Origin of the sequence: Streptomyces sp. A 4/2, assembly GCF_940670765.1 — a bacterium.
Lineage (GTDB): Bacteria > Actinomycetota > Actinomycetes > Streptomycetales > Streptomycetaceae > Streptomyces.
On sequence record NZ_CALNVW010000002.1, the window covers coordinates 407393 to 426980 of the forward strand.

Consider the following 19588-nt stretch of genomic DNA (forward strand, 5'->3'; position numbering starts at 1 on the left):
CATGGCCCCCGTCTTCGCCCACGGCCGACTCCGCCTCTACCTGCTGAAACTGCTGGACGAGGCGCCGCGCCACGGCTACGAGGTGATCCGGCTGCTGGAGGAACGGTTCCAGGGGCTGTACGCACCGAGCGCGGGCACCGTGTACCCGCGGCTCGCCAAGCTGGAGGCCGAGGGCCTGGTGACCCATGCCTCGGAGGGCGGCCGGAAGGTGTACTCGATCACCGACGCCGGCCGCGCCGAACTGGCGGGCCGCAGCGGTGAACTGGCCGACCTGGAGCTGGAGATCCGCGAGTCGGTCGCCGAACTCGCCGCGGAGATCCGCGCCGACGTCAGCGGCTCGGCGAGCGATCTGCGGCGGGAGATCCGGCAGGCCGCGCAGGAGGCGCGCGGGACGTCCGGCAAGGGCGGCGCGAAGGCCGGAGCCGGTGGCGGAGCCGGAGCCCGGCCCGGTAAGGCGTTCCCCGGCTTCCCCGAGGCGTCCGACTTCTTCGACGGCACCTGGGGCGACAAGGACGGCTGGCGCCAGGCCAAGGAGGAGTTCAAGCGCGCCAAGCAGGACTGGAAGGACCAGGCACGCCGGGCGAAGGACGAGTCCCGGCGCGCCCGCGAGGACGCCCAGCAGGCACGGCGCCAGGCCACGGAGGCCCAGGAGAAGGCGCGCGACCAGATGCAGCGGGTCGCCCAGCAGGTGCAGGAGCACTTCGCGCGGGGCGACTGGCCCGCCGGGGTCCGCGAGGGGCTCGCCGAGTTCACCAGGGAGATGAGCCGTTTCGGGCGGGGCGCCGAAGCGGGTACGGGCCCCGCGGACGAGCCGTCGGACGTCACCGTCGAGCGCGTGGACCTCGGCAAGGAGGACGCCGCGACGCCGCCCGAGCCCGAGTGGGCCCACGAGGAGCCTTCCGGAAATCCGGCCCGCGACCTGGACAGGCTGCTGGACCGCTTCCGCGACGACATCCGGGACGCGGCGCGCGATCACGGAGTGACGGACGATCAACTACGGGACGCACGAAGGCACTTGTCGTCGGCGGCGGCCCGCATCGGGGCGACCCTGCGAGCCCCGGAGAAGTAGGGCGACCCGCCGAAATCGAGCCCGGCCGGCGCTTGAGGCCACCGCGACACCAAGCACCGCACCACCCTGACGGGGCACTCACGCGGAGGCCGGTTCAAGCCCGGCCGGCGCTTGAGGTCACCCCCTGGCGCCGGGAGGGACCGCTCACCCCGTGACGGCCACCCCTCGGCGCCGGGAGGGACCGCTCACCCCGCAGTCGGGAGGGGCCGCTCACCCCGAGGGCACCTCCCCCAGCACCCGCTCCACCGCCCCGTACGACACCCCGCACCCGGCCAGCGCCTCCGCGACCGCCCCGCGCCGCCCCGTCAGCGCCAGTAGCAGGTGCTCGTCACCGAGCCGCCGGTCCCCGCGCCCCGCCGCGATCCGCAGGGCCGACCGCAGCACCTCGCGCGCCCCGGGTTCGAGCGGGCGGCGCAACGGCCTGGTCCGAGTGGCCCCGGCCGCCAACGCGCCCTCGCCGTGAGCCTCTTCGACACGTGCGACGATCGCGTCCACATCGACACCGAGCCCGGCCAGCGCCTCCAGATCGGCCTGCGACACCCCACCCCGCCGCCGGGTCTCCGCCAGTGCGCCCGACAGCTCGTCACGCCACCCCGCGGCGCCGAGGGACGTCAGCACGAAGGACCCCTTCGTGCCGCGCGCGTCGAGCAGCGCCATCAGCAGGTGCTCCTCGGTGATGGCGGACTCGCCCGCGCCGTCCGCGTACCCCACCGCACCGGTGACCACGTCCCGGGCGCCCTGCGTGAAGCGTTCGAACATCACTGCCTCCCGTGCTTCTTGTGGACCGCCTGCCTGCTGACACCCAGCTCGGTGGCAATCTCCTGCCACGACCAGCCCTGATTGCGGGCGCTGCGCACCTGAACGGATTCGAGCCGCTCCAGCAGCCGCCGCAGCGCGGCCACCGCCCGCAGCCCGACCCTCGGATCACTGTCGCTCGCCCGCTCGGCGAGATCCGTTGCATCGGTCATGGTGTCAACATAGGTTGACACCGGGAATCTGTCAACCATCGTTGACACGGCGCGTAGGAACACAGGGCTGCCCCGTCGCCACGCACAGGTCGGCACGGTCTTCCGAAGTGCTTCCGAGGCGGGCTCCGAGCCGCCTCTAGGATTGCGCGGTGAACGTCAACAGCATGCCGACCGCCGAGGTGCAGATCTCCCCGCGACTCGTGCGTCAGCTGCTGGCCGACCAGCACCCCGATCTCGCCGGGCACGACATCGAGGTGCTGGCCAACGGCTGGGACAACACGGTCTGCCGGCTCGGCGACGCCTACCTGGTGCGCCTCCCCCGGCGCGCGGCGTCCGCCGGACTCGCCCTGAACGAACAGCGCTGGCTGCCGGACCTGGCCGGGCACCTGCCGCTTCCCGTTCCCGCACCGGTACACATCGGGGTGCCGGGCCGCGGATATCCGTGGGCCTGGAGCGTAGTGCCGTTCCTGCCCGGGGAAGTCGCGGCCCGTACGCAGCCGGCCGATCCGGGGGCAGCGGCAGTCGCTCTGGGTGAATTCCTGGCGGCCCTGCACCTGCCGGCACCGGCGGATGCCCCCACCAACCCTTCGCGCGGGATCCCGCTCGCCGGCCGTACAGCCGGAGTGATGTCCCAACTGCCGCACCTGGACGACCCGTCGGAACGAGCCACCGCGATGCGCGTATGGGAGAGCGCCACCGCCACGCCCGCGTGGGGCGGCCCCCCGGTGTGGCTGCACGGCGACCTGCACCCCGCGAACATCCTGGTCGACCGCGGCCGGGTCGGGGCCGTGATCGACTTCGGCGACGTCACTGCGGGGGACCCCGCCACCGACCTGGCCGTGGCCTGGATGCTGCTGCCCACGCCGCAGCGCGCGGAGTTCCGGCGGGTGTACGGACGTGCCGACGACGGCACTTGGGCGCGGGCACGGGGGTGGGCGCTGGCCCTGGCCCTGGTCTTCCTGACCCACTCCGCCGACAACCCGCTGATGGCCGGAATCGGCCGCCGAGCCTTGGACGCGGTACTGGAAGAGGGCCGGGTATCACGGTGAGGCGTTGAGAGTTCCCAGTCCTCCCGGACGGCCCCAGGGCCTGCGCATCGTGAACGACCCGGTCCAGTACGAGGGAAGGGGACCAGCTCATCGTGGGCCGGGACGCGATGGCCGGACGCGGGTCGCCAGAGCGAGAACCGGACCTCCAAGTCGACCCGGGAACTAGGCTCTGGGCCATGTCCGAGCCATCCCCTGACCCTCGCCTTCGTGCCTTGGCCGACCAGCTTCAGCCAGGCCCCGTGAGGACGGTGGAAGTCGTCGGGTTCGACGGAGCGGATGTCCTGGTGAGCCTCACGGCCCCCGAAGGGGCGAACTCCGAGATCGGACGGATCCCCTCGCACGAGGTGTCGCTGCGCCGAGTGGAACACCCGTCAGCGATCTTCCAGGTGGGCCAGGAGATCGACGCCGAAGAGATCGGGCGTTGGGGCGGGGGCCAGCTCCTTCTCTCCGCCAGGGCATGCGAGATCCCGGCCTTGCGCTCCTTTCTGCTCTCGATCGAAGGGGGCCAGGTAGTCACCGGGACTGTTGCAGGGGTCCACAACTTCGGGGTCTTCGTACACGTCGATGGTGAGCCTGACGGGTTGTGCACCGGCTTCATCCGCCTGCCGGAGCTGACCTGGTCCCGGATCGACCACCCCTCGGAGGCCGTCGGGACAGGCCAACGGATCACCGCCGAGGTGATCATGCCTGAGACACGCTCAGGACAGGTCACGCTGTCACTGAAGGCCCTGCAGGAGGACCCGCTCGTTCGGCTTGCCGATCACGTCGGCCGACTCGTCACGGGGCCGATCACCAAGATCGTTTCCTTCGGTGTGTTCGTGGAACTTGCTCCAGACGTCGAGGGTTTCCTTCACCTCTCAGAACTCACCAATGAGCCGGTGGAGACGCCTGCCCACGTTGTCGGCGAAGGCGAACTGATCACGGTCGAGATCGCCGAGGTCGACCTTCGGCGTCACCGCGTGCGGCTGTGCGCCGCTGAAGGCCGGGGAACGTAGCCGCCTCCGGCGCCAGGACGAGGGCAGGCCGTCATCCCGCTGACGGCGCGCGGTGCGGCCCGCGGGATCGCGTTCGACCGCGACAGCAAGGGCCTGCCCAGCTGCTCCTCCCTACCAGCGCTCCATGGACTTTCACTGGTCCCGGTCGAACGGCGGCATCTCGATCCGCGCGATCGGCAACCCCAACTCCTCGAGCCGCTCAACGGCCCATGCCACGGCCTCCTCCAGATGAGACGCGGGCACCACGCACGGGAACCGAACGCCGCGCCGGTCCTCCTCCCAGCCGACCTGGCCACCGGCAAGGGCCTCCGCATGGTCGAAACGGTCGGACTGCTCTTGCGTCGGCACCTCCTGGGGATACAGAACGAACGGCCACTCACGCACAGTTGCTGTGCCGACTGGTGAATTCATTGATCTTCTTGCCCTCCGTGCCTGCATTCGCAGGTGTGCTCCACACCTTGGTACTGGCAGAGCACGGACAGCAGAGTACGTATCCCCACCGGTGCCCATTCTGGTCGCGCCTGACCTTCAGGCCAGCCTTCTCCGCCCGCCGCAACGCCGCTTCAACATCCGGCTTCGGATGCCGATCGCCCTTCATACGGTCATCACCACCATGGCTTCGCAACGAACGACAGGGCGATCGGACACGAACGCGAGGAGCAGTTATCGCAGAGCAGGCGATCTTCGAGGACTTATGCGCCTCTGGGCAGGGTCGGTGCATCGGCCAGGAGAGGCGTTGGATGACAAGCGAGATTGTGATCGCGCAGACCACCATCGACAACGAGAACCAGGCAAAGGCACTGGCCCGCAGCGCGGTTGAGCGCCGACTGGCGGCCTGCGCCCTTTCTCGCAGCGAGGCAGCCAGGCGGTGATCGGCGCCATGGGGCACAGCCCCGCAAGGGCCACTCGCTCCCCACTCACCGAGAACAAGCCGGTCCGCCCCCGCGTCACGGGCAGGTCAGCACGATCTTGCCGAACTGCTCGCCGGACGCCAGCTTCTCGAAGCCCTCGCGGGCCCGGTCCAGCGGCAGCACCTCGTCGATGACGGGCCGTACGCCGGTGGCCGCGCAGAAGGCGAGCAGGTCCTCCAACTCGTCCTTGGAGCCCATCGTCGAACCGACGACCCTGAGCTCCAGGAAGAAGATCCGGGTCAGTTCGGCGGAGGCCGGGTCCGAGCCGCTGGTGGCGCCCGAGATCACCAGGGTTCCGCCCGGTTTGAGCGACTTGACGGAGTGGGACCAGGTCGCGGCGCCGACCGTCTCGATGACGGCGTCCACCCGCTCCGGCAGCCGGGCACCGGGCTCGAAAGCGTCCACCGCGCCCAGTTCCACGGCCCGTTCGCGCCTGGCCGCGTCCCGGCTGGTGGCGTACACCCGCAGGCCCGCGGCCTTCCCGAGGACGACGGCCGCGGTCGCCACGCCACCGCCCGCTCCCTGCACGAGTACGGAGTCGCCGGGCCGCACCCCGGCGTTGGTGAAGAGCATGCGGTACGCCGTGAGCCAGGCGGTGGGCAGGCAGGCGGCCTGTTCGAAGGTCAGCTCCTTCGGCTTGCGGAGCACGTTCCACTCAGGGACGGTGACCTGTTCGGCGAAGGTCCCCTGGTACTTCTCGGTCAGGATGGACCGCTTCTCACCGGCTCCCACCCCGTACCCCGTCTGCCCCACGACGGAGTGCAGCACGACCTCGTTGCCGTCCTGGTCGATCCCGGCGGCGTCGCAGCCGAGGATCATCGGCAGCTTGTCCTCGGCGAGTCCCACCCCGCGCAGCGACCAGAGGTCGTGGTGGTTCAGGGAGGCGGCCCGGACGTCGACCGTCGTCCAGCCGGGGCGGGCCACGGGGGCCGGACGCTCCCCCAGCTCCAGGCCGTTGAGCGGGTGGGCACGGTCGATGCGGGCTGCGTAGGCGGCGAACATGGACCCGACCTTAGGGTCCGCCCGACCCCGGCGGAACCGGCCACGCGTGTGACCCGCGCCGCGTCCGACGGAGAAACGGCCCCCGCCCTGGGGCGGGAGGGCGGCGGGTGCGACGTGCGCCGCACCCGCCGGAGAGACCGGGGCCCGCGAACGGGCCCCGGATCCGTCAGCGCCTCGCCACACCCTCCGCGCGCGCCGCCGCGGCCACCGCGGCGGTGACCGCCGGGGCGACCCGCTCGTCGAACGGCGACGGAATCACGCACTCCGGGGTCAGCTCGTCGGCCACCACGGCGGCCAGCGCCTCGGCCGCGGCGAGCTTCATGCCCTCCGTGATCCGGGAGGCCCGCACCTGCAGCGCCCCGGCGAAGATGCCGGGGAACGCCAGCACGTTGTTGATCTGGTTCGGGAAGTCACTGCGCCCGGTGGCGACGACCGCCGCGTACTTGCTCGCGACCGTGGGATGGATCTCCGGGTTCGGGTTGGCCATCGCGAAGATGAACGCACCCTCGGCCATCGAGGCGACGGCCGGCTCGGGGACCGTACCGCCCGAGACCCCGATGAACACGTCCGCACCGGACATCGCCGTCTCCAGCGGGCCCGCCAGACCGGCCTTGTTCGTGAAGCCCGCGACCTCACGCTTGATGTCGGTCAGGTCCTCGCGGTCCGCCGAGACGATGCCTCTGCGGTCGCACACCGCGACATCGCCGATGCCCGCCTCGACGAGGATCCTCGCGATCGCGACACCCGCCGCGCCCGCGCCCGAGATGACCGCGCGCAGCTGGCCCAGCGAACGCCCGGTGAGCGTCGCCGCGTTGCGCAGGGCGGCCAGGGTGACGACGGCGGTGCCGTGCTGGTCGTCGTGGAAGACCGGAATGTCCAGCTGTTCCTGGAGCCTGCGTTCGATCTCGAAGCAGCGCGGCGCGGAGATGTCCTCCAGGTTGACGCCCCCGAAGGAGGGCGCGAGGCGCACCACGGTCTCGATGATCTCGTCGGTGTCGGTGGTCGCCAGCGCGATCGGAACGGCGTCGACACCGCCGAACTGCTTGAACAGGATGGCCTTCCCCTCCATCACGGGAAGGGACGCCTCCGGGCCGATGTCGCCGAGCCCCAGCACCGCGGTGCCGTCCGTCACGACCGCCACGACCTGCGACTTCCAGGTGTACTCGTGGACGAGTTCCGGGTTCTCGGCGATGGCGCTGCACACCTTCGCCACGCCGGGCGTGTACGCGAGGGACAGGTCGTCCCGGTCGCGCACCGGCACCGTGGCCTGAACGGCCATCTTGCCGCCGCGATGCAGCGCGAAGGCCGGATCGAAGGGCTCCTCGTCGTGCGAGGAAGAGGTGTAGCTGTCGCTGCGAGGATTGATGATCTCCGCTGCCATTGGTTGTGACCCCTTAAGTCTTCATCAGTTGAGGGTGGCCACTCCTGGTTGAGGAGGGGTGGGCGGGCACCGCGTACGTGCCCCGCGCCGGCCGGTTGGCCCGCCGGGCGGGGGGAGGTACATACGCGCGGGCGCGCCGCACACGCGCCCTGAGCCCCGGATGAGGGGTGTAACCGTCTGTTCTACCGGATGGACCGCACCACGGACGAGTCCAAATCGACTCGGTGACGTGACTCATAGCGGGATATTCGGGCCCGTCGTCCGGGTGCCACGAACGGGGTCCACGCGTCGGCGCGGCCGGAGATTCTCCGGCGGAAGGTGCGCGTTCCAGCAGATGGTCCGGTGCTGTCGTACCGGCCAATGAGGGAACGGGGGTGACCCGTTACCCGATTTTGACATGCCCAGCCACCTGAACGGACCAGTTGGGCTGGCAAGATGCCGTAACCACATGGTCGCGACTCCCCGTCAACGTGGGGTCGCGGCTCCTGCATCGGTATCCACGATCCGCCGGAGGACCCTCGCCATGACCGCACGCTCCACGCGCCGCACGACCGCAATGAAGTCCCGGACGGCCGCGGTCGGCGCCATCGCGGTCGCCGGCGCCCTGCTGCTGACCGGCTGCGGCGACCAGACCAAGAACGACGCGCCCAAGGGCTCGGAGACGGTCAAGGGCGGCGGCGCGCCGCTCGGCCAGCTGCTGCCGCAGGACATCAAGGCGAAGGGCGTCGTCAAGGTCGGCTCCGACATCGCTTACGCACCCGTCGAGTTCAAGGACAGCTCGGGCAAGGTCGCGGGCATCGACCCGGACCTGGGCGCGGCGCTCGGCAAGCAGCTCGGGGTGAAGTTCGAGTTCGAGAACGGCACGTTCGACACGCTGGTGACCGGTCTGCGCGCCAAGCGCTACGACGTCGCGATGTCCGCGATGACCGACACCAAGGACCGGCAGAACGGCATCTCGGACGGCAAGAAGGTCGGTGAGGGCGTCGACTTCGTCGACTACTACTCCGCCGGTGTCTCGATCTACACGCAGAAGGGCAAGGACGAGGGCATCAAGTCCTGGGCGGACCTCTGCGGCAAGACGATCGTCATGGAGCGCGGCACGGTCTCCCACGATCTCGCCAAGGCCCAGGCGAAGAAGTGTCCGGCCGGCAAGAAGCTGACCATCCAGCCGTTCGACGACGACCAGCAGGCCCAGACCCGGCTGCGCTCGGGCGGCGCCGACGCCGGTTCCGCCGACTCCCCCATCGCCGCGTACGCGGTGAAGACCTCGGGCGGCGGCAAGGACTTCCAGATCGTCGGCCCCACGGTCCAGGCCGCTCCGTACGGCATCGCCGTCGCCAAGGGCAACGACCAGCTCACCAAGGCGATCCAGCAGGCGATGGACGCCATCATCAAGAGCGGTGAGTACGACAAGATCCTGGCCAAGTGGGGTGCCGAGCAGGGCGCGGTCACCTCTGCCAAGATCAACGGCGGATCCTGACCGGACACCGGCGCTGAGAGGTATCACCCATGACTGCTGACATGGAAAAGGTGGGCCCCGTCGACGCGCGGCCCGCCGGACCCCCGGAGGCCATCAGGGCCATCCCGGTCCGGCACTACGGGAGGTACGTCGCCGCGGTCGTCGCCATCGCCGTGCTCGTGGCGATCGTCTACGCGTTCTCCCAGGGAAAGATCAACTGGTCGGCGATCCCCGACTTCTTCTTCGACCACCGGATCATCCACGGTGTCGGCCAGACCCTGCTGCTCACCGTGCTCTCCATGGCGATCGGCATCGTCGGCGGCATCGTGCTGGCCGTGATGCGGCTGTCCAAGAACCCGGTGACCTCGTCGATCTCGTGGTTCTACATCTGGTTCTTCCGGGGCACCCCGGTCCTCGTCCAGCTGATGGTCTGGTTCAACCTGGGCCTGGTCTTCGAGTACATCAACCTCGGCCCGATCTACAAGGACTACTGGTCGAGCTTCATGACGCCGCTGCTGACGGCGCTGCTCGGGCTGGGGCTGAACGAGGCCGCGTACATGGCGGAGATCTGCCGGGCGGGCCTGCTCGCGGTCGACGAGGGCCAGACCGAGGCGGCGCACGCACTCGGCATGAGCCACGCCAGGACGCTGCGCCGGATCGTCGTCCCGCAGGCGATGCGCGTCATCGTGCCGCCGACGGGCAACGAGGTCATCAACATGCTGAAGACCACCTCGCTGGTCGCGGCGGTGCAGTTCTACGAACTGCTGCGCACCGCCCAGGACATCGGGCAGACGTCCGGGGCCGCGGTCGAGATGCTGTTCCTGGCCGCCGCCTGGTACCTGGTGCTGACGACGGTGTTCTCCATCGGTCAGTTCTATCTGGAGCGGTACTACGCACGCGGCTCCAGCCGCAGCCTGCCACTGACCCCGTTGCAGCGGATCAAGGCGAATCTGGGGTCGTTCAGCAACCGCTCGGGGGTGTCCGCATGACGGCGATGGTGAAGGCCGAAGGCGTCCACAAGTCCTTCGGAGCCGCGCACATCCTCAAGGGGATCGACCTGGAGGTCGCCCCGCGGGAGGTCTTCTGTCTGATCGGCCCGTCCGGTTCGGGGAAGTCGACGTTCCTGCGGTGCATCAACCACCTGGAGAAGGTCAACGCCGGGCGGCTGTACGTCGACGGGGACCTGGTGGGCTACCGCCAGAAGGGCGGGAAACTCTACGAGTTGAAGGACAGCGAGGTCGCCCTGAAGCGCCGGGACATCGGCATGGTCTTCCAGCGCTTCAACCTCTTCCCGCACATGACGGCCATCGAGAACGTCATGGAGGCACCGGTCCAGGTGCGCGGTGAGGCGAAGGCGGTGGCGCGGGCCCGTGCGGAGCGGCTGCTCGACCGGGTCGGGCTGTCCGACAAGGCGGCGAGCTATCCGACCCAGCTCTCCGGCGGCCAGCAGCAGCGGGTGGCGATCGCCCGCGCGCTGGCGATGGAGCCGAAGCTGATGCTCTTCGACGAGCCGACGTCGGCGCTCGACCCGGAGCTGGTGGGTGACGTCCTGGACGTCATGCGCGGACTGGCCGAGGACGGCATGACGATGATCGTCGTGACGCACGAGATGGGCTTCGCCCGCGAGGTGGGTGACGCGCTGGTCTTCATGGACGACGGCGTGGTCGTCGAGTCGGGCCACCCACGGGACGTCCTGACCAACCCCCAGCACGACCGGACGAAGTCGTTCCTGTCGAAGGTGCTGTAGCCGCGGTCACGGGGAGGGGCGGTACGGCCCGTACCGCCCCTCCCCGTGCCGCCCGGCTACTCCGGCGCGAGCTCCTTCCGCGCGAGCTCCTTCCGCAGGAGCTACTTCCGCGCGAGCTATTTCAGCGCGAGCAGCAGCGTGTCCGAGGGCGAGGCCCAGACGGGCCGCGCCTCGCCGAACCCGGCCTCGCGCAGGGTCCGCGCGTGCCACCGCGCCGACGGCTGGTCGCCGTCCGCGTGCTCGCCGTAGATCTCGAACCGTTCCGCGGTCGGCCCGGCGAGGGCCGGGTCCTCGGCCGCGAGCGCCCACCAGGCGGCCCAGTCGACCGCGCCGGACGCCTTGGCACGTTCCATGGCCACATGGCGCCGGGACCGTTCGGCCTCGTTGATCCGCGGGGTCTCGTCGTCGATCATGTGGTCGGCGTTCATGAAGACCCCGCCGTCCCTGACCAGGCCGCCGAGCTGCCCGTACAGCGCGGCGAGCGGCTCGCTGTGCAGCCAGTGCAGCGCGGTGGCCGTCAGCACCGCGTCGTAACTCCGGTGCGGCAGCCGGTCCACCCAGCCGGGGTCCTTCAGATCGGCGGTGACGAACGTGACGCGCGCGTCACCGGCGAAGTACCCCTCGGCGATCGTGAGCAGGGCCGGGTCGAGATCGACGCCGGTACTGGTCGCTCCCGGGAACCGCTTGAGCAGCCGGTCCGTGATACTTCCCGTACCGCATGCCAGATCGAGTACGCGCGGTTCGGGGCCCACCAGGGCCTCGACCATGTCCAGCATGACCCTGAACCGTTCCTCGCGGTCCGGCATGTACCACTCCTGCTGACGGTCCCAGCTCGCCTGCCAGGACCGCCAGTCCGTACCCGTCACGTCCGTCGTCATGTCCGTCACCGTCTCCGTCACTCTCCCCGGCATCGTCATCGCCGTCGTTTCCGCCGTCGTTTCCGCCAGCGCCTTCCACCTGGTCCGCGCCAGAGGGAAAGCACCCGTACGTAATACCCTCGAAGTCGTAGCAGTCATTACGTCAGCTGCGCTCGACCTTAGACCGCCCCCGTAAGGACTACAAGTGGAACTGGCCTATTACTCGGACTACGCCGTGCGCCTGGTCAACAGCGAGGAGCCGGCCCGGAACAAGGACTCCCTCACCACGGTCGACGCGGTGCGCGAGCTGTTCGGCGCGAACGGGTCGGCGGCCCGCCGCGCCACGGACGCCGACGTCACACGCTTCCGCTCGGTACGCGGCCGACTGCGCGCCGTGTTCGAGGCGGCGGACGCCGGGGACGAGACCCTGGCCGTGGACCTCCTCAACTCACTGCTGATGGAGTTCCCGGTCTCCCCGCAGGTCTCCGGCCACGACCACCGCGACGAGGACGGCAGGCCGCTCTGGCACATGCACCTCGCCGACCACCCCTCCAACGCGACGTCCGGCTACGCGGCCATCGCCTCGATGGGGCTCGCCTTCCACCTCACCGAGTACGGCGTGGACCGACTCGGCCTGTGCGAGGCAGCGCCGTGCCGCAACGCCTACCTCGACACCTCGACCAACCGCTCACGCCGCTACTGCTCGGACCGCTGCGCGACCCGCGCCAATGTGGCCGCCTACCGCGCGCGCAAGCGCCTGGAGACGTCCCGGTCGGCCGCTACCGGCCGCACCGCCGACAGCAGCCAGGAGAGCAGCACCCCGGCCGAGCGCTGACGGCCCGGCATGAGCGGCCGGTACCTGGCCCGCACCCGCCCCAGCAGCAGCTCGTCGGGGACCGTGCCGAACGCCCGGCTGTCCATCGCCTCGGCCGCCGAACTGTCCCCGAGCACCCACCACCCGCCCTCACGGCGCTCGATCAGCCGCTTCACGATCAGCAGATCCTGCTGCAACGGGTGGCAGAGCACGGCCACATCACCCGCCCGCAGCACCGCGCCGTAATGCACCAACAGCTGGTCCCCCTGCAGCAGAGTGGGCACCATGGACGGGCCCGTCACCTCGGCCACACCCAATGGGCGCCGCTTGTCCCGCCCCTGATCCGTCATCCGACATCTCCCGGTCCGATCGTCCACCAGTCCCATACTGGCCCTGGACTTTTGTCCTAAGCCCCTGGGGGCACTCGCGAATTCGGGCCTCTCACGGAGTAATGTCCCACCAGAGAAGACGATCACGAGGAAGGACAGCTCCATGCTTTCCCGCCTGTTTGCCCCCAAGGTGAAGGTCAGCGCCCACTGCGACCTCCCCTGCGGTGTGTACGACCCGGCCCAGGCCCGCATCGAGGCCGAGTCGGTCAAGGCCGTTCAGGAGAAGTACCAGGCCAACGAGGACCCGCACTTCCGGGCCCGCGCCACGGTCATCAAGGAAGAGCGGGCCGAGCTCGCCAAGCACCACGTCTCGGTGCTCTGGAGCGACTACTTCAAGCCCCCGCACTTCGAGAAGTACCCCGAGCTGCACCAGCTCGTCAACGACGCCCTGAAGGCGCTGTCGGCGGCGAAGGGCTCGACGGACCCGGCCACGGGCCAGAAGGCGCTGGACTACATCGCCCAGATCGACAAGATCTTCTGGGAGACCAAGAAGGCTTGATGTCATGCCGTTCGGTTTCCGACCGGACAGCAGGTCAGAGCGCCAACGAGAAGGACCCGACTGCTCGAAGCGGTCGGGTCCTTCTCCGCTCTCCCGCCGGTCCGCAGCCCCCCGGCGCGGCCCTTCGGGGTGCTCACAGAACCGCACGAGACCTCGCAGCACGAGCACATCGCTTGCGTGCTCGACGCGCAGCAAGGCGCGCGATCAGGCGTCGTCACCTTCGTAGGCCGTCAGCGCGGCCTGGCGCATCTCGAACAGGCGGCGGAGGCATTCTTGATCCGGCTGCTCCTGCGTCAACGCCACCGTGGCCTCGCCCTCCAGGGCGGCCCACGCCTTTCGAGCGCGTTTGTGGCCTATTCGTCTCGTGTCGCTGCGCAGGAACCCCGCCCCTGCCGACAGCCCCGCAGATGCCAGTGCCAGCAGCGCCGCAGGGGTGCGTGCATCCGGCGTGGTCAGCCCCGTCGCGCCGGACACCGCGGCGAGAAGTGCGGCAGGGAAGCCCAGGGAGATATCGGCGACCGCCCAGAACGAGGCTCGCCGGTCGGCGAGCTTCGTCTTCTGCCGTGCTTCTTTGCGCAACCGCTCGACCTCGGCGAGCAGACGAACCGTCGGGTCACGAGAAAGATCGCTCGCCGAAGCTACCCCGGTCCCCTCATAAGCATCGTTCATGGTCCAGAGTCCACCACAAGTCGGCCTCATTCCACCTGACTTGGGCCTGCACCAGCTTCAACGACTTCGAAAGGGGCGCATGGTCGGGGACTCCCGAAGAGCCCGCTGCTCGTGAGATCAGGCCGTCGTCCGGCCGGGCGGGGATTCGCCGTCGGCAGCCGCATACCCGTCCAGGCGGTGGGCCAGCGCGCGTACGAGATCGCGCAGGGCCACCGGGTGCTCGATGACGAACGGGCGGTCCAGGGCGGCGAGTACGGGCGGAATCCAGTCCAGCCGCTCGGCCCGGATCCGGACGCGGACCCATCCGGTACTTTCGTCGGCCGTCCCGGAGGCACCCGAACTGCCGGGACGTACCCTGCCGGTGTCGGTCCCGTCCGCTTCGGCCGGTGCGGCCCGTACAGCCGGTGCGGCCTCATCGGTCGGTGCGGCCGAGATCGGGGACAGAGTGGCGATCCCGGCCGGGAGGTGGCCGCGGATGTGCGGGGCGTCGGCGCGGATCCGCAGCGACACCTCGTGGGTCCAGGGCGCGTCCGCGAGGCCGCTCAGCACGGTGGCTGCCGGGTCGAATCCGGCCGGGACGTCGAACGAGCCGGGCTGCACGGCCAGGGCGCCGATCCGCTCCAGCCGGAGGGTGCGTATCCCCCCGTCGGCCGGATCGACACCCGTCAGGTACCACCGCCCGGAATGTGCCACGAGTCCGTAGGGCAGGACGGTGCGGTCGGTGCTGCGGCCCTTCCGGTCGGTGTACGTGATCGCCACCGGCCGCCGATCGCGTGCGGCCTCGGCGAGTTCGAGCAGCACCTCTGTTTCCGGTGGGGTGGCGGGACCCGGCCGGGTGGTGAAGTCGGCCGTCTCCAGCAGCGCGTCCAGCCGTCGGCTCAGGGCCCTGGGCAGGACCCGCAGCAGCTTCGCCGTGGCACTGCCGCTCGCTGTGGCGGACGCCGTGACCGGACCGGATCTCCGGCCCGCCAGGAGACCGAGCAGAACGGCCAGCGCCTCGTCGTCGGTGAGCATCAGCGGGGGCATCCGGTAGCCGGGGGCGAGCCGGTAGCCGCCGTACCGACCGCGCACCGAGTCGACGGGCACGCCGAGTTCCAGCAGGTGGCCGACGTAGCGGCGGACGGTGCGTTCGTCGACGCCGAGGCGCACGGCCAGGTCCGGGACCGTGCGGATGCCGCCGCCCTGAAGGATCTCCAGCAGAGCGAGCACCCGGGCGGTCGACGATGTGGTCACCCCGGAAAGTCTGCCGCACATACCGGGCGGATTCTGTCCGGTATCGGTTCTAGCGTTCGGGACGCCACTTCATCCCTTCGTCCGAGACCACTCCTGGCAGGAAGCCGCTCATGAACTTCGTCAACTTCGTCTCGATCCGCGTGATCACCCACGATGTCGCTCGACTCGTCGGGTTCTACGAACAGGTCACCGGCATCCCGGCCACGTGGTCGACCCCCGAGTTCGCCGAACTCGTCACGCCGTCCTGCACGCTGGCCGTCGCGGGCAGCCGCACCGTGGCACTGTTCGGCGCCGACTCTGCCCGACCGGCCGCCAACCACACGGTGATCACCGAATTCCGCGTCGCCGACGTCGACGCGGAGTACCGGCGCCTGGCGCCCCTCGGCTTCGAGTGCGTCCAGCAGCCGACGACGATGCCGTGGGGCAACCGCTCCCTCCTCTTCCGGGACCCCGACGGCAATCTGATCAACTTCTTCACGCCCGTCACCCCCGAGGCCCGGCACAGGCAGGACCGTTGAGAGGCGTCCGCGAGGCGGGGCCCGCACCGGGGACGGTCCGTTGCCCGCGTGGCCCGGGTCAGGCACCTGAGGCCCGGCCCGCCGTTCGTGACACGCCTTCTCTCCGCCGCCCGGCATAGCGGGAGGCACCCGCACGCGTCAGTACGGGCAGGGAAGGGCGATCGGCCCGTCGCGAAGAGAACGGCAAGAGAAGGTGACGATGGATGCCACAGATCAGGAGAGCTTCCGGAAGTTCGTGGCGAACAGATCGACCGCGCTGCTGAGGACCGCCGTGCTGCTCAGTGGCGGCGACCGCCACGCGGGCGAGGATCTGCTGCAGAACGCGCTGGTCAAGGCGGCGGGCCGCTGGCACCGGATCGACGAGCCCGAGGCGTACGTCCGGCAGATCCTCTACCGGCAGCAGGTAAGCCGCTGGCGGTTGAAGGGGCGGCGCAAGGAGCTCACCGTCGCCGAACCCCCGGACCGCGACGGCAGCGCCGACGCTGCCGGAGCCGCCGAACTGCGGCTCGTGATGCGCGACGCGCTCGCCCGGCTGACCGCCCGTCAGCGCACCGTCCTGGTGCTGCGGTACTTCGAGGACCTGCCCGAGGCGGACGTGGCGCGCCTCCTCGGGTGCACCGTCGGCACGGTCCGCTCCACCGCCCACCGTTCGCTCGCCAAGCTGCGCACGCTCGCGCCCGAACTCTCGGCGCTCGGCAGTCCCGAAGCCGTACAGCCGCGCTCCCGCGACTTCGCACCCGTGGAGGTACGACCGTGAACACCGAGGAACTCGTCCGTGCTTCCCTGCGGGAGCAGGCCGCCGCCACACCGGCCGCGCCTTCCGGTCTCGCCGACCGGGTCCTCGCCGTCCGACGCCGCCGCAGGGGCCGGGGGGTGGCCGGGGCCGCAGCCGCGACCGTGCTGGTGCTGGCCGCCGCAGTGGGCGTGCCCGCCCTGCTCGGCTCCTCCGACTCCGACTCCGACCAGGGCCAGGGCCCCCGGCTGGCCAGTTCGGTCGGGCACGGCGACATCCTCCGCCATGCCGACCAGTCCCCGCCGCGCGAGCTGATCGCGGTCGGTGACCAGGCCGTCGCCGCGTACTACACGTCCAAGAAGGCCGAGCAGCCGAACCACGACGAGATCACCACCCGTACCTACTCCGTACTGGACCAGAAGACCGGCCGGTACGTGGTGGACGCGCGCTGGTCGTATCTGGCCGCCGCCCCCGGGATGCGCACCGCCGCTGTCCTGGAGCGCGAACTGCCCGCGCGGCGGATCGGGTTGCTCGATCTGCTCACCGGCCGGGTGACCCGCTGGATCCCGGTTCCGCAGGGCGTCGGCGCGGTCTCCTTCTCGCCCGACGGAAGCAAGCTGGTCGCCACCACGTTCGCCAAGAACCCGGACCGCTCGTACTGGTCCCTGAAGATCCCGGTCAACAACACGGAGCAGCCGCAACCTACGCCCTGCCGCACCGGGTTCGCCGTCGTCGACCTCGCGAAGAACACCGTCGACTGGCACGCCCTGCCCTCCTTCACCGGTCCGGGTGGCAGGAACTTCGGCTCGGGCGAGGACCTGCTGTTCAACACCGACGGCACCCTGCTGTACGAGCCCGTCAACATGGAACCGGGCGTCTACTACCGGGATCTGCGCGGCAGGAAGGTGGACGTACCCGCGCGGGAGAAGGCGATCGACCTCTTCTCCGCGCCGGCGGGTCTCTCCCCGGACGGCAGGCTCGTCGCGGGCGGCTTCGCGGGGGGCGTCAGGAGCACCGCGACCCAGGTGCTGGACCCGCGCACGGGGAAGCGAACCGCCAAGCTGCGCGGGCAGGAACTCCTCGCCTGGGCCGACAGCAAGCGGCTGATCGCCTGGGACATCGTGCCCGGCGGCGGCGAGTACGACACCCGGCTCGTCCTGGTCACCCTCGGCAGCGACAAGGAAGTCGTCCTCAGCGGTGCCCGCACGCCGAAGGACTTCTCGGGGGGGCGCTGGGAGCCGGTCTTCGCGAGGCGCTGAGCCCACTCGCAGAGGGAACAGAAGCCGAAGAAGAAGCAGGAGAAGCAGGAGAGTTCTTCCGGAAGAACTCTCCTGCTTCTATGGTGTGCCGACGGCCGAACGCCGCTCCACGACCGCCGGGCAGGACTTCCGGGACGGCCTGCGCTACCTGCGGGCCGACCGGCATCTCATCCGGCTGGTGCTTGTCATCGGGCTCGGTGAGATGTGCTTCAGCGGGCCCGTCGGCACCGGGCTGCTGCTGCTCACGGACGAGCACGGCTGGGGCGCGGGTGCGCTGGGCTGGATCCTGGCCGCGTTCTCCGTCGGCGGCGCGGTGTCCGGTCTGCTGCTGGCCGCCGTGAAGCGGGTCCCGTACGCCCGTGGTGTCCTGTCCGGCGCCCTGCTGCTCACCACGGTCCTGGTCGTCGCCCTGGGCCGGGCGCCGGGGCCGGGTACCGCCGTCGCGCTGGGCGCGTTCCTCGGTGCGGCGAGCGGCGCGGCCGTGGTGGTGAGCAACGGGCTGCTCCAGGAGCGCGCCGAGATCCGTTACCTGGGGCGTGTCACAGCGGTGACGAGCCTGTGCACGGTGGGGCTCAGCCCGCTGCTCTACCCGCTGGCCGGGCTGATCACCGCCGCCTGGGGCACCGGGGTGTTCTTCATGGGGTGCGGCGCGGTCTGTCTGCTCGCAACGGGCATCAGTCTCTCGGTACGGCCGTCGGGTTCCGGCGCCTCCGCCTGATCTCGGTAATCTCTGCCGAAGGGGGGCGATTTCAGGAAAGCCGCTCCGAGACGTTCGCTCTGTGGAGAGCCAGTTGTGTGGGGAGCCAGTTCATGAACGACCTTGCGGTGGCGAACAGTTCGGCGGAGAGACCCGATGAGGAGAACGGCTTGGCCGGGAACAGCCCCGTACGGCCGGACCAGTTGATCGGTGCGGGCCGGACGGCGGACGTGTTCGCCATCGACGAGGAGTGGGTGCTGCGCCGCTACCGGCACCAGGGTGCGGACACCGCCGAAGAGGCCGCCGTGATGGCCCACTTGGCGCGGTGGGGATACCCGGTACCCGAGATACGGCCGGACTCGAAGGGTCCGGACCTGGTGATGCGGCGGCTGGACGGTCCCACGCTGGTGGAGGCCGCGTTGGCCGGCCAGGTCACCGCGGTGCAGGCCGGTGCGATGCTGGCGGGGCTGCTCGACCGACTGCACGAGGCCCCGGCGCGGCTCGCGGCCGACCCCGGGGACCGGATCCTGCATCTCGATCTGCACCCGGAGAACGTGATGGTGACGGCCGCGGGGCCGATGGTCATCGACTGGTCGAACACCGTGGAGGGCCCACCGGAGCTGGACTGGGCGATGTCGGCGCTGATCCTGGCGCAGGTCGCTCTCGACGCGCCTGCGGAGCTGGTGCAGCCGGTCCGCTCGCTGCTGTCCGCGCTGCTCCACGGCCGTGCCGACGTGGCCTCCTGGCCGCTGGAGCGGGCCGGGGACATGCGCGCCGCCAACCCGACGATGAGCCCGCACGAGATCGGGCTCATCGGCGAGGCCGTCGCTCTGGTGAGGGCGTCGGCGGAGCGCTGAACCCCGGCCGGTAGCGCGCCCGGTGACGGGCGCCGATACGGCCAGGAGTCCATGTCAGGCGCGGGCGGCCGGGCTCACCGGTCGGTCTTCTTCTCCTCGGTGAGCAGCCCGTTCTCGGCGAACACCTTCTTCGCGACGGCGGTGGCGTTGAGCGCCTTCGGCATCCCGCAGTAGACCGCGGAGTGCATCAGCGCCTCGACGATCTCCTCGGTGCTGAGACCGACGTTGAGTGCCGCGTTGATGTGGACGTCGAGTTGCGGCTCGCAGCCGCCCAGCGCGGTGAGCATGCCGAGCGTCACCAACTGGCGGTCCCTGAGCGCGAGTCCGGGACGGCTGTATATGTCGCCGAAGGCCCAGGCGACGATGTGGTGGCCCAGGTCGGGCGAGATGTCGGCCAGCGACTCGATGACCTGCCGGCCACCCTCGCCGACGACCTGGTCGAGCATGACCATGCCCCGTTGTAAACGGTCCTGCCGGGTCTC

The 19588-nt window shown here is 70.3% G+C and carries 24 protein-coding genes; 14 read left to right on the plus strand and 10 right to left on the minus strand.

Going from position 1 to position 19588, the window contains the following annotated elements; all coding sequences use genetic code 11:
• Position 1: 1 nt before the first annotated feature.
• The gene (locus tag NBY69_RS02460; RefSeq protein WP_250297912.1) at positions 2 to 1069 is read left to right on the plus strand and encodes a PadR family transcriptional regulator; all 1068 of its coding nucleotides are present in this window, start codon (positions 2 to 4) and stop codon (positions 1067 to 1069) included.
• Between the two features lie 210 nt (positions 1070 to 1279).
• Here the strand turns inward: NBY69_RS02460 and NBY69_RS02465 are convergent, their stop codons facing one another.
• Both NBY69_RS02465 and NBY69_RS02470 read right to left on the minus strand, forming a co-directional pair.
• Positions 1280 to 1828: a Clp protease N-terminal domain-containing protein gene (locus NBY69_RS02465; protein WP_250297913.1), complete on the minus strand. Its 549-nt coding sequence runs from the start codon at positions 1826 to 1828 to the stop codon at positions 1280 to 1282.
• Positions 1828 to 2037 carry a helix-turn-helix domain-containing protein gene (locus tag NBY69_RS02470; RefSeq protein ID WP_250297914.1) on the minus strand — a complete coding sequence of 70 codons (210 nt, stop codon included), beginning with the start codon at positions 2035 to 2037 and terminating at the stop codon, positions 1828 to 1830. The genes NBY69_RS02465 and NBY69_RS02470 overlap by 1 nt, the downstream gene beginning before the upstream one ends.
• A gap of 149 nt (positions 2038 to 2186) precedes the next feature.
• On the opposite strand from NBY69_RS02470, the gene NBY69_RS02475 reads away from it, so the two are divergent.
• Positions 2187 to 3086, plus strand: a complete 900-nt coding sequence (locus NBY69_RS02475) for an aminoglycoside phosphotransferase family protein (protein ID WP_250297915.1) — start codon at positions 2187 to 2189, stop codon at positions 3084 to 3086.
• A gap of 212 nt (positions 3087 to 3298) precedes the next feature.
• Complete coding sequence (locus NBY69_RS02480) at positions 3299 to 4081, plus strand: S1 RNA-binding domain-containing protein (RefSeq protein ID WP_250297916.1); 783 nt, start codon at positions 3299 to 3301, stop codon at positions 4079 to 4081.
• Between the two features lie 132 nt (positions 4082 to 4213).
• On the opposite strand, the gene NBY69_RS02485 is transcribed toward NBY69_RS02480, so the two are convergent.
• Positions 4214 to 4429: a hypothetical protein gene (locus NBY69_RS02485; protein ID WP_250297917.1), complete on the minus strand. Its 216-nt coding sequence runs from the start codon at positions 4427 to 4429 to the stop codon at positions 4214 to 4216.
• A gap of 392 nt (positions 4430 to 4821) precedes the next feature.
• Between NBY69_RS02485 and cutA the strand changes: the two genes are divergently transcribed.
• Positions 4822 to 4953, plus strand: a complete 132-nt coding sequence (cutA, locus tag NBY69_RS02495; RefSeq protein WP_374211190.1) for a divalent cation tolerance protein CutA — start codon at positions 4822 to 4824, stop codon at positions 4951 to 4953.
• 75 nt (positions 4954 to 5028) lie between these two features.
• On the opposite strand, the gene NBY69_RS02500 is transcribed toward cutA, so the two are convergent.
• Positions 5029 to 5994, minus strand: coding sequence for a zinc-binding dehydrogenase (locus tag NBY69_RS02500; RefSeq protein WP_250297919.1), 966 nt, complete (start codon positions 5992 to 5994; stop codon positions 5029 to 5031).
• A 166-nt stretch (positions 5995 to 6160) separates the two neighbouring features.
• A complete protein-coding gene (locus tag NBY69_RS02505) occupies positions 6161 to 7375 on the minus strand; it encodes an NADP-dependent malic enzyme (protein WP_250297920.1) in 1215 nt (404 codons plus the stop codon).
• Positions 7376 to 7898: 523 nt separating this feature from the next.
• Here NBY69_RS02505 and NBY69_RS02510 point away from each other — a divergent pair.
• From NBY69_RS02510 to NBY69_RS02520, 3 genes are read left to right on the plus strand one after another with little or no spacing between them, the layout of a single operon-like run.
• A complete protein-coding gene (locus NBY69_RS02510; RefSeq protein WP_250297921.1) occupies positions 7899 to 8855 on the plus strand; it encodes an ABC transporter substrate-binding protein in 957 nt (318 codons plus the stop codon).
• 29 nt (positions 8856 to 8884) lie between these two features.
• On the plus strand, positions 8885 to 9823 hold the full coding sequence (locus tag NBY69_RS02515; protein ID WP_250297922.1) for an amino acid ABC transporter permease: 939 nt from the start codon (positions 8885 to 8887) through the stop codon (positions 9821 to 9823).
• Between the two features lie 5 nt (positions 9824 to 9828).
• Complete coding sequence (locus NBY69_RS02520; RefSeq protein WP_250298026.1) at positions 9829 to 10581, plus strand: amino acid ABC transporter ATP-binding protein; 753 nt, start codon at positions 9829 to 9831, stop codon at positions 10579 to 10581.
• A gap of 116 nt (positions 10582 to 10697) precedes the next feature.
• Here the strand turns inward: NBY69_RS02520 and NBY69_RS02525 are convergent, their stop codons facing one another.
• Positions 10698 to 11459 carry a class I SAM-dependent methyltransferase gene (locus tag NBY69_RS02525; protein ID WP_250297923.1) on the minus strand — a complete coding sequence of 254 codons (762 nt, stop codon included), beginning with the start codon at positions 11457 to 11459 and terminating at the stop codon, positions 10698 to 10700.
• Positions 11460 to 11643: 184 nt separating this feature from the next.
• Between NBY69_RS02525 and NBY69_RS02530 the strand changes: the two genes are divergently transcribed.
• Positions 11644 to 12273, plus strand: a complete 630-nt coding sequence (locus NBY69_RS02530) for an ABATE domain-containing protein (protein ID WP_250297924.1) — start codon at positions 11644 to 11646, stop codon at positions 12271 to 12273.
• On the opposite strand, the gene sodX is transcribed toward NBY69_RS02530, so the two are convergent.
• Positions 12177 to 12602, minus strand: coding sequence for a nickel-type superoxide dismutase maturation protease (gene sodX / locus NBY69_RS02535; protein WP_250297925.1), 426 nt, complete (start codon positions 12600 to 12602; stop codon positions 12177 to 12179). The two genes, NBY69_RS02530 and sodX, sit on opposite strands and share 97 nt — an antisense overlap.
• Before the next feature lie 142 nt (positions 12603 to 12744).
• On the opposite strand from sodX, the gene sodN reads away from it, so the two are divergent.
• Positions 12745 to 13140 carry a superoxide dismutase, Ni gene (gene sodN, locus NBY69_RS02540; RefSeq protein ID WP_164266635.1) on the plus strand — a complete coding sequence of 132 codons (396 nt, stop codon included), beginning with the start codon at positions 12745 to 12747 and terminating at the stop codon, positions 13138 to 13140.
• A 204-nt stretch (positions 13141 to 13344) separates the two neighbouring features.
• Here sodN and NBY69_RS02545 read toward each other — a convergent pair whose 3' ends face one another.
• The gene (locus tag NBY69_RS02545; protein ID WP_250297926.1) at positions 13345 to 13809 is read right to left on the minus strand and encodes a hypothetical protein; all 465 of its coding nucleotides are present in this window, start codon (positions 13807 to 13809) and stop codon (positions 13345 to 13347) included.
• Between the two features lie 117 nt (positions 13810 to 13926).
• Positions 13927 to 15042 carry a YafY family protein gene (locus NBY69_RS02550; RefSeq protein WP_250297927.1) on the minus strand — a complete coding sequence of 372 codons (1116 nt, stop codon included), beginning with the start codon at positions 15040 to 15042 and terminating at the stop codon, positions 13927 to 13929.
• Positions 15043 to 15152: 110 nt separating this feature from the next.
• Here NBY69_RS02550 and NBY69_RS02555 point away from each other — a divergent pair, with 110 nt between their 5' ends.
• The 5 genes from NBY69_RS02555 to NBY69_RS02575 all read left to right on the plus strand — a co-directional run bounded on the left by NBY69_RS02555 (position 15153) and on the right by NBY69_RS02575 (position 19106).
• A complete protein-coding gene (locus tag NBY69_RS02555) occupies positions 15153 to 15560 on the plus strand; it encodes a VOC family protein (RefSeq protein ID WP_250297928.1) in 408 nt (135 codons plus the stop codon).
• A 199-nt stretch (positions 15561 to 15759) separates the two neighbouring features.
• The gene (locus NBY69_RS02560) at positions 15760 to 16317 is read left to right on the plus strand and encodes a SigE family RNA polymerase sigma factor (RefSeq protein ID WP_250297929.1); all 558 of its coding nucleotides are present in this window, start codon (positions 15760 to 15762) and stop codon (positions 16315 to 16317) included.
• Complete coding sequence (locus NBY69_RS02565) at positions 16314 to 17552, plus strand: hypothetical protein (RefSeq protein WP_250297930.1); 1239 nt, start codon at positions 16314 to 16316, stop codon at positions 17550 to 17552. The genes NBY69_RS02560 and NBY69_RS02565 overlap by 4 nt, the downstream gene beginning before the upstream one ends.
• An 85-nt stretch (positions 17553 to 17637) precedes the next feature.
• On the plus strand, positions 17638 to 18270 hold the full coding sequence (locus NBY69_RS02570; RefSeq protein WP_250297931.1) for an MFS transporter: 633 nt from the start codon (positions 17638 to 17640) through the stop codon (positions 18268 to 18270).
• A 92-nt stretch (positions 18271 to 18362) separates the two neighbouring features.
• A complete protein-coding gene (locus tag NBY69_RS02575) occupies positions 18363 to 19106 on the plus strand; it encodes a phosphotransferase (RefSeq protein ID WP_250297932.1) in 744 nt (247 codons plus the stop codon).
• Positions 19107 to 19180: 74 nt separating this feature from the next.
• Here NBY69_RS02575 and NBY69_RS02580 read toward each other — a convergent pair whose 3' ends face one another.
• Complete coding sequence (locus NBY69_RS02580; RefSeq protein ID WP_250298027.1) at positions 19181 to 19558, minus strand: carboxymuconolactone decarboxylase family protein; 378 nt, start codon at positions 19556 to 19558, stop codon at positions 19181 to 19183.
• Between the last annotated feature and the right edge of the window lie 30 nt (positions 19559 to 19588).